The organism is Roseateles sp., assembly GCF_031397715.1.
In the GTDB taxonomy this organism is placed as follows: Bacteria; Pseudomonadota; Gammaproteobacteria; order Burkholderiales; family Burkholderiaceae_C; genus Paucibacter_A.
Genome location: NZ_JANNMI010000250.1, coordinates 1 through 6,991, shown reverse-complemented (window position 1 = coordinate 6,991; position 6,991 = coordinate 1). Strand labels below are relative to the sequence as shown.

The 6,991-nt window shown below is 66.0% G+C and carries 8 protein-coding genes; all 8 read right to left on the bottom strand.

Features of this window, described 5'->3' with window-relative positions; genetic code table 11:
* Positions 1–201, bottom strand: a 201-nt coding sequence (locus RMO57_RS10945; protein WP_310386552.1) for a phosphopantetheine-binding protein, incomplete at its 3' end; no start/stop codon positions are given.
* Positions 198–1,499, bottom strand: coding sequence for an NAD(P)/FAD-dependent oxidoreductase (locus tag RMO57_RS10940; protein ID WP_310386550.1), 1,302 nt, complete (start codon positions 1,497–1,499; stop codon positions 198–200). The genes RMO57_RS10945 and RMO57_RS10940, both read right to left, overlap by 4 nt.
* Complete coding sequence (locus tag RMO57_RS10935) at positions 1,499–2,236, bottom strand: methyltransferase domain-containing protein (RefSeq protein ID WP_310386548.1); 738 nt, start codon at positions 2,234–2,236, stop codon at positions 1,499–1,501. The genes RMO57_RS10940 and RMO57_RS10935 overlap by 1 nt, the downstream gene beginning before the upstream one ends.
* The gene (locus tag RMO57_RS10930) at positions 2,236–3,306 is read right to left on the bottom strand and encodes a type III polyketide synthase (protein WP_310386545.1); all 1,071 of its coding nucleotides are present in this window, start codon (positions 3,304–3,306) and stop codon (positions 2,236–2,238) included. The genes RMO57_RS10935 and RMO57_RS10930 overlap by 1 nt, the downstream gene beginning before the upstream one ends.
* Positions 3,307–3,309: 3 nt before the next feature.
* Entirely contained in the window at positions 3,310–3,828 is a 519-nt protein-coding gene (locus RMO57_RS10925) for a pyridoxamine 5'-phosphate oxidase family protein (RefSeq protein WP_310386544.1), read from the bottom strand.
* A 551-nt stretch (positions 3,829–4,379) separates the two neighbouring features.
* The gene (locus tag RMO57_RS10920) at positions 4,380–5,468 is read right to left on the bottom strand and encodes an ABC transporter ATP-binding protein (protein ID WP_310386543.1); all 1,089 of its coding nucleotides are present in this window, start codon (positions 5,466–5,468) and stop codon (positions 4,380–4,382) included.
* Between the two features lie 7 nt (positions 5,469–5,475).
* The gene (locus RMO57_RS10915) at positions 5,476–6,357 is read right to left on the bottom strand and encodes a carbohydrate ABC transporter permease (RefSeq protein WP_310386541.1); all 882 of its coding nucleotides are present in this window, start codon (positions 6,355–6,357) and stop codon (positions 5,476–5,478) included.
* Positions 6,354–6,991, bottom strand: a 638-nt coding sequence (locus tag RMO57_RS10910) for a sugar ABC transporter permease (protein WP_310386538.1), incomplete at its 5' end; no start/stop codon positions are given. The genes RMO57_RS10910 and RMO57_RS10915, both read right to left, overlap by 4 nt.

Here is a 6,991-nt window from a genome sequence, read left to right as displayed (position 1 = left end):
CACATCACCCAAGGTGGGCAGGTCGACCGGGTCGCCCGGCAGCTTGATCTGGAACACATCCTCAACCGTCCACAACAGCTCGACCGTGCCCAGCGAGTCCAAGCCCAGATTCTCCAGCCGGGCATCGAGGGTCAGGCGATCCGGCTGCAGCTTGTAGTCCTTGATCAGGATGGCACTCAGGCGCTCAAAGGTTTGGCTCATGTCGATTCCTCTCGCAGGTGGGTCAATGAAGAATTTCCTTGCGCCACCAGCTGGGGTGCGCGGACCTTGCCGCCCCAGCGCGCGCCCAGCGTGAGCAGAGCGGGCCAGGCTTGCACCAGCTTCATCAAGGCAGCCGCACAGCGCGGCCGCATGGCGAGATTTGCAAAGACGGCCGCCAAACGCAGGCGCGGCGCGAATTGGCGCCGCCAGTCGGCCGCAAAGTTGCGCTGCAAACGGGCTTGGGCAGCAAGGTCCGGCGCCGTGGCGGTGCCGCCGCCGCCCAATAAATGCGAGCAAAGCAAGGCGGCCGACTGCAAGGCCATGCTGATGCCCTCCCCCAGAATCGGGTGCGCCTCGCCGGCCGCATTGCCGACCCTGAAGATGCCGTCCGCGGTGCTGACACGCACGCCCGGATCCAGCGGCCCCGAGGCCAACCAGGGTCCAATTCGCCCAGCGCCGTGCCGAGCGCCGTGCAAGGCCTCTCGCACGCCGCTGCATTCGCGCTGCAGCCAGGCTTCGACGGCTTCGCTGGCACTCAGGCCCGGCGCCGCGCCGCGCAGCTGGCTCAGCCGGTCACGGCGTAGGCAACAGGCCAAGGTCATCACGCCTTGGTCCGCCACCACCATGCCGCCGTAGCCGCCGTCCAGGGCCAGCACAGTGATTTGGCCGATCGGCAAATTCGAGCCCGCGAAGTTGGCCTTGAAGGCAAACAGGTCGGCGGCGCTGCGCGACTGCCGCTGCTGACTACGGCCCGAGGGCAGCGGCTCCCAGGACCCATGGGCGTCAACCAGCAGCTTGGCGCGCAGGCGCAACAGCGTCGGCGCTGTTGTGACTGTTGTGGCAGAGGTCAGCATGCGGACTTCGCAAAACCAGGCGCCGGGGCCGCCCAGCATCGCTTGCACGGCAGCGGGCTGAAACACCACGGCACCGGCGGCCTGCGCCTGAGCCAGCAGCAGGCTGTCCAGCGCCTCGCGGCCGAGCGCGCGGCCCCAGGGAAAGCAGGGGTGCCCGGCGGCCGGCAGCGCGGCCACCACCGCCTGGTCGCCGCGCAGCAGCGTCACCTGGCGCAGGTCCGGCCCCGCCAAGGCCGCAAAAGCTTCGCCCAGCCCCAGCGCCTCCAGCAGCGGCAGGTTGCTGGCCGCGACGCACTCGCCGCAGACCTTGCGGCGCGGGAACTGCTGCTTTTCGATCAAGGCGACGGACCAACCCGCGCGGGCCAGTTGAATCGCGACCGTGCAACCCGCCGGACCGGCACCGACGATCAGGGCGTCAAAGCTGCTGAGTGGGGCGTCCGCCATCATTGGCTCCCTGCGCGGCGTGCGCTGAAGCAATGGCTGAACAAGCCGGCCGCGAACTCGCGGGTCTGCCAAAGTGCGCTGTCCCCCGGCCACAGGGCGCTGATCTCCAGGCCACTAAAGCCGGCATGCACGCTCAAGACCGCATCCTCACGGGTCACCGCGTTGGCGCCGAGGGCGCCAACCAGATGGCTGGCTGCCCAGGGCAGGCGCGACCTGCGCGGCTCGCAAGCAAAGAAGCGATCGCTGCGCGCGGCCACCGCAGCGAGCAGCCGATCAAGCTCGCTGCCCTCGAAATGGTGCAGGAACAAGGCCGTGCTGATCAAATCCCAAGGCTCGGCCTCGGCCGGCCCTGCGGCCCAGTCCAGCACATCGGCCTGCTGTACCCGCACCGACCACCCCAGGTCGGCATAGGCCGCCAGCGTCGCGCGGCTGACGATGCTTTGGCGGTCCAACAGGGTCAGCTGCACTGGCGGCAAACCTGGCGACAACGCAGCAGCGACACCAAGCAGCAAACTGCCGTCGCCCGCACCCAGCTCCAGAATCCGCAACGGCCGAGCAAGCGCCCGGCCCGCCAGCAAGTCCTGCCAGCCGCGCGTGACGATGGCCCGCGTGCCCATGACCCGGTGCACGCGCACGAGATCGCGGCGCGAGCGCATGGCCGCGGGGTCGGCAGGCGGGAGATGATCCAGCGTCTCCGCGGCCACGCGCCTGGGCATCGTCATCATCGTCAGCAGCATCACTGCAGCTCCAACAGCGCACCGTGGCAGCTGAAGCCGGCCCCGAACGATGACAACCACCACCAACCGGGCGGCGCGCCATCGGCCAGCGCGGCCTCCAGCACAAAGTAGACAAAAGCACTCGACATATTGCCGTACTCGCGCAACACCGCCGCGCTGTAGCGCAGCTCATCGCCGGGCGTCAAGTCAAGGCCTTGCTCAAGTGCTTGCAGCACATCGCGGCCCCCCGCATGCATGATCCAGGTGCCCACATCGGCGGGGCTCAGCCCGGCTCGGCCCAGCACGGTCAGCAGCACGCGCTGCGCGTAGTCGGCCGCCAAGGCGGGGACGGCGCGTGTGAGGATATTGCGCAGCATGCCGTCGCGCTGCTCGAACATCAAGGCGCTGCGCTCGCCCGGCGCAATCAGCGAGCTGCTGTCTTTCCACACCATGCTGCGCCCCAAGGAACTGGCGGGGCTGGCCTGGCGCGACAGCACGGCAGCTCCCGCACCATCGCCAAACAAACAGGCGCTGATCAGCACGCCGGGGTCATTGTCGAGATACATCGCCGCGCTGCTGACCTCCACGCAAATGGACAGCACCTGCGCGCAGGCGCCGCCGGCCAGCAATGCCCGGCCCAGCATCAGATTGGGCAGCGCAGCGGCGCAGCCCTGGCCCACCAGGTCAAAAGCCTGCACATCGGGGCGCAGCCCAAGGCGCTCGACGACATAGCCGCTCAACCCCGGGCACAGATAGCCGGTGCAGGTGCTGACCACCACGGCGTCGATCTGGGCGGGGGCCAGGCCGGCCTGCCTCAGCGCGCGTTCACCGGCTTGCGCAGCAAGCCGCGGCGCATGGCTGAGGAAACGCTGTGCCAGCGTGTTGGGGTCGATGTTGAAGACCTCGTCCAGCGAGTCGACCGCCAAGCGGCGCGCCGCGATGCCGTTGTCGCGCTGCAGCACGGTTCTGGCGATCATGTGGGCGCGCGTGTCCAGCCGCGCAAACCATGCCGAGCGCTCAAAGGCGACCAAGCACTCGGCCTTGGTATAACGCCCCGGCGGTGTTGCGCTGCCTAGCCCGGTGATGCGCATGGTTCAGGGCGCCGCCGACGCAGCCGCCGACATATGCGTGTGCGAGCCAGACTCTCCCATCGCGATGGGCTTGCCCGCCACCATCGACGCCAGCACGCCAAAAGCACGCACCATCTTGCTGTTCGGCGCGTCCCAGTAATCGGCGGCAGCGGGAATGAACTTCAGCAGGGCCAGATTGGGCGAGTCCGGGCCGTCCGGGAACCAGGGCTTGGCGAATGCCGACCACAGGCGCTTGATATGGGCGCGGTCGGTATCGATCTCGCCGCGACCCGACAGCGACACATAGTTGCCATGCGCCGAGTCGGTGAAGCTGAGGTTGGCAACGCGCAGGTGCTCGACCTTGGAGGAGCGCAGGTCGGTGAAGAACCAGAGCGCGCCGCTGGCGTCCATCTCCAGCACCGCCATGGGCCGGCAGGCCAAGGCACCGTCGGCCTCGACGGTGGCCAGCATGGCGATCGGGATGGCGGCTATCAGCTTGGCGATATGGGCAGAATCGGCCTTGGTTTGGGGAGCTGTCTTCATCGGTGAACCTCGTATGGCAATACAAAGGGACGCTGTGTAGCGCCGCGAATGCGCAGGCTTGCTGCCCGCTTGCCGAACCTTGAGGCTTGCAGTCGCACTGGTCTGTGCGCTTGCGAACAACAGACCTCGCGGACGTCTGCCGAATTTAAGGGCCGCGCTGCTCGGCCGGCCGCTTGGCTGCGAATGAGCTAGCCTGCCGCGCGCCCGCTCTGCCCGCCCCGATCTGTTCGACGCGCGCTGAGCGCCTGATGGCTTGCCGCAACCCGGCGCTGGCCAAGCTGGCCGGCGCCGACGCGTTCGGCCGCACACCGGGCGCACACCGGGCGCACACCGGGCGCACACCGGGCGCAAATCCCGGCGCATATCCCGGCGCAAATCCCGGCGCAAACATAACTCCAATTTTGGACATCACCAAGCGGGCTAACGCCACTCAGCAAAAGGCGCTCGACCTCATCAAAGCCATCCAGTGGTCGACAGAGCGCGCTCCGCTGATTCTCGCGAAGCGATTGAATCAGCTGGGAAATTCTGACTTTTGGTGCGGGAACTTCAGCTTAGAGGCGCTGCTCGGTGGCTTGATCGAACAGCGAGACGCGCTTGAGGTCGAAGCTGAAGCGGACTTCGCTGTCGACGCTCAGATTCATGCTGTCGTCTGCTATCGCCGCCAACAACTGACCCGCCGCCTTTAACCAAACCACTTGATGGTTGCCCATCGGTTCGATCAGATGGACGCTGGCGCTCCACGCGCCTTGGGGCTCAATCCGCACATGCTCGGGTCGAATACCCAGCAGCACCGGCATGCCGTGCACGGCCGCCGTCTGAAAGGGGTAACTGCTCAAGTCAACGGGCAAGGCACCCTCCAAGCCGACTGCCCGGCCAGCCTGGCTGTGCAATTGACCGGGCACAAAGTTCATCCCCGGCGCGCCCAAAAAACCCGCCACAAAGAGATTGGCCGGGCGCTCGTAAACCTCGGTCGGCGCGCCGATCTGCTGGATATTGCCGCTGCGCATCACGACGATGCGGCTGGCCAGCGTCATTGCCTCGACCTGATCGTGGGTGACGTAAATCATCGTCGAGCCCAGCGTCTTGTGCAGCAGCTTCAGCTCACGGCGCAGCTCGGCGCGCAGCTTGGCGTCGAGATTGGACAGCGGCTCGTCAAACAAAAGCACCGCCGCCTCGCGCACCAGGGCCCGCCCGATCGCGACCCGCTGCCGCTGGCCGCCCGACAACTGCGCCGGCTTGCGCGCCAGCAGCGGCTCCAGCTGCAACATCGCCGCCACCCGCTGCACACGCCGCTGCAGCTCGGCCTTGGGGCAGCCGCTGACGCGCAGACCGAAGGACATATTGCCCTCCACCGTCATGGTCGGGTAGAGCGCATAGGACTGGAACACCATGCCGATGCCGCGCTCGCTGGGGTCGGCATAGGTCATGTCCTGGCCGCCGATTTCGACCACGCCCTGGTGAATGCTCTCCGGCGCCGTCAGGCCGGCAATGCTGTGCAACAAGGTCGACTTGCCGCAACCCGAGGGGCCCAGCAGGACCAGGAACTCACCCTCAATGATGTCCAGGCTGAGGTCCTTGATGACCTCGTGACCGTCGAAATTTATGCTTAGGTTTTTGACACTGACGCCACATGTTTTCATGCTTCACTTAACCCTTGACGGCGCCGGCCGCAATGCCGCGCACAAACCAGCGTCCGGAGACGAAATAGACCAACAGCGGCACCAGCGAGGTGAGGATGGTGGCCGCCATATTGACGTTGTAGAGCCGCTCGCCGGTGGTGGTGTTGATGACGTTATTGAGCTGCACCGTCATGGGGAGGTTGTCGCGCCCCGCGAACACCAGACCGAGGATGTAGTCGTTCCAGACCCCGGTCACCTGCATGATGGCCGCCACCACGATGATGGGCGTGGCCATCGGCAGCATCAGCTGCACGAAGATGCGCCAGAAGCCGCCCCCGTCGATGCGCGCCGCCTTGAACAACTCCTGCGGAATGGCGCTGAAGTAGTTGCGGAACAAGAGCGTCATCACCGGCATGCTGAAGATCACATGGACCAGCACGATGCCGGCCAGCGAGCTGAACAGGCCCAGCGCCGCCAACAGCTTGACGAGCGGGTAAATCATCACTTGCACGGGGATAAAAGCACCCAGCATCAAGATGCCAAACAGCAGATTGGCCCCGCGTGGCCGCCAAAAACTCAGCGCGTAGCCGTTCAAGGCACCGAGCAAGACCGGCAGGATGGTGCTCGGCACGACGATGGCGACCGAGTTCCAAAAGCCGGCGCTGACGCCCTCGCAGGACACCCCCGTGCAGACCTCGCTCCAGGCCGCGCGCCAGGGCTCCAGCGTCGCCTGCAGTGGCAAGGCAAACAAGTGGCCGAGGCGGATTTCCTCCATCGTCTTGAACGAGGTCACCAGCATGATGTAGAGCGGCGCGAGGAAGAACAGCGCCGCCGTGACCAAGAAGGCGTAGATGCCAAGGCGTGCAGGCGTCCAGCGTTGCTGGCCTCGTTTGATGACGAGGGCGCTCATGCTTGCCTAGCTTTGCGGCTGCGCGCATAGAAAAACGGTGCCACCAGCGCCAACACGGTCAGCAGCAAGACGATGGCGCCGGCCGAGGCCAGCGCGATATTGGCGCGGCCAAACAGATGGTCCATGATGAATTTGGCCGGCACATCGCTGGCCGTGCCGGGGCCGCCCTGCGTCATCGCGGCCACCGCATCGAAGACCTTGACCGCCGCGGTGAAGAGCAGCACGAAGACGGTCGCAAACGACGCCCCCAACATCGGCAGCACGATGAAGAGATAAACGCGCCAGGGCTTGATGCCGTCGATGCGGGCGGCCTTCCAGATGTCCTCGTCAATGCCGCGCAGCCCCGCCAGCAGCAAGGCCATCACCAGGCCCGAGGCCTGCCAGACCGAGGCGATCACCACGGTGTAGATGACCTTGTCCTGGTCGATGATCCAGTCAAACGTGAAGTCAGGGAAACCCATTTGCCGCACCGCCTGCTGGATACCGTCGGTCGGGTTGAGCACCCATTGCCAGACCAGGCCGGTGGCGACGAAGGACATCGCATAAGGATAAAGAAAGATCGTGCGCAACAGCCCCTCGCCCTTGACCTTCTGGTCAATGAAGACCGCCAGCAAAAAGCCGATCACCATGCAAG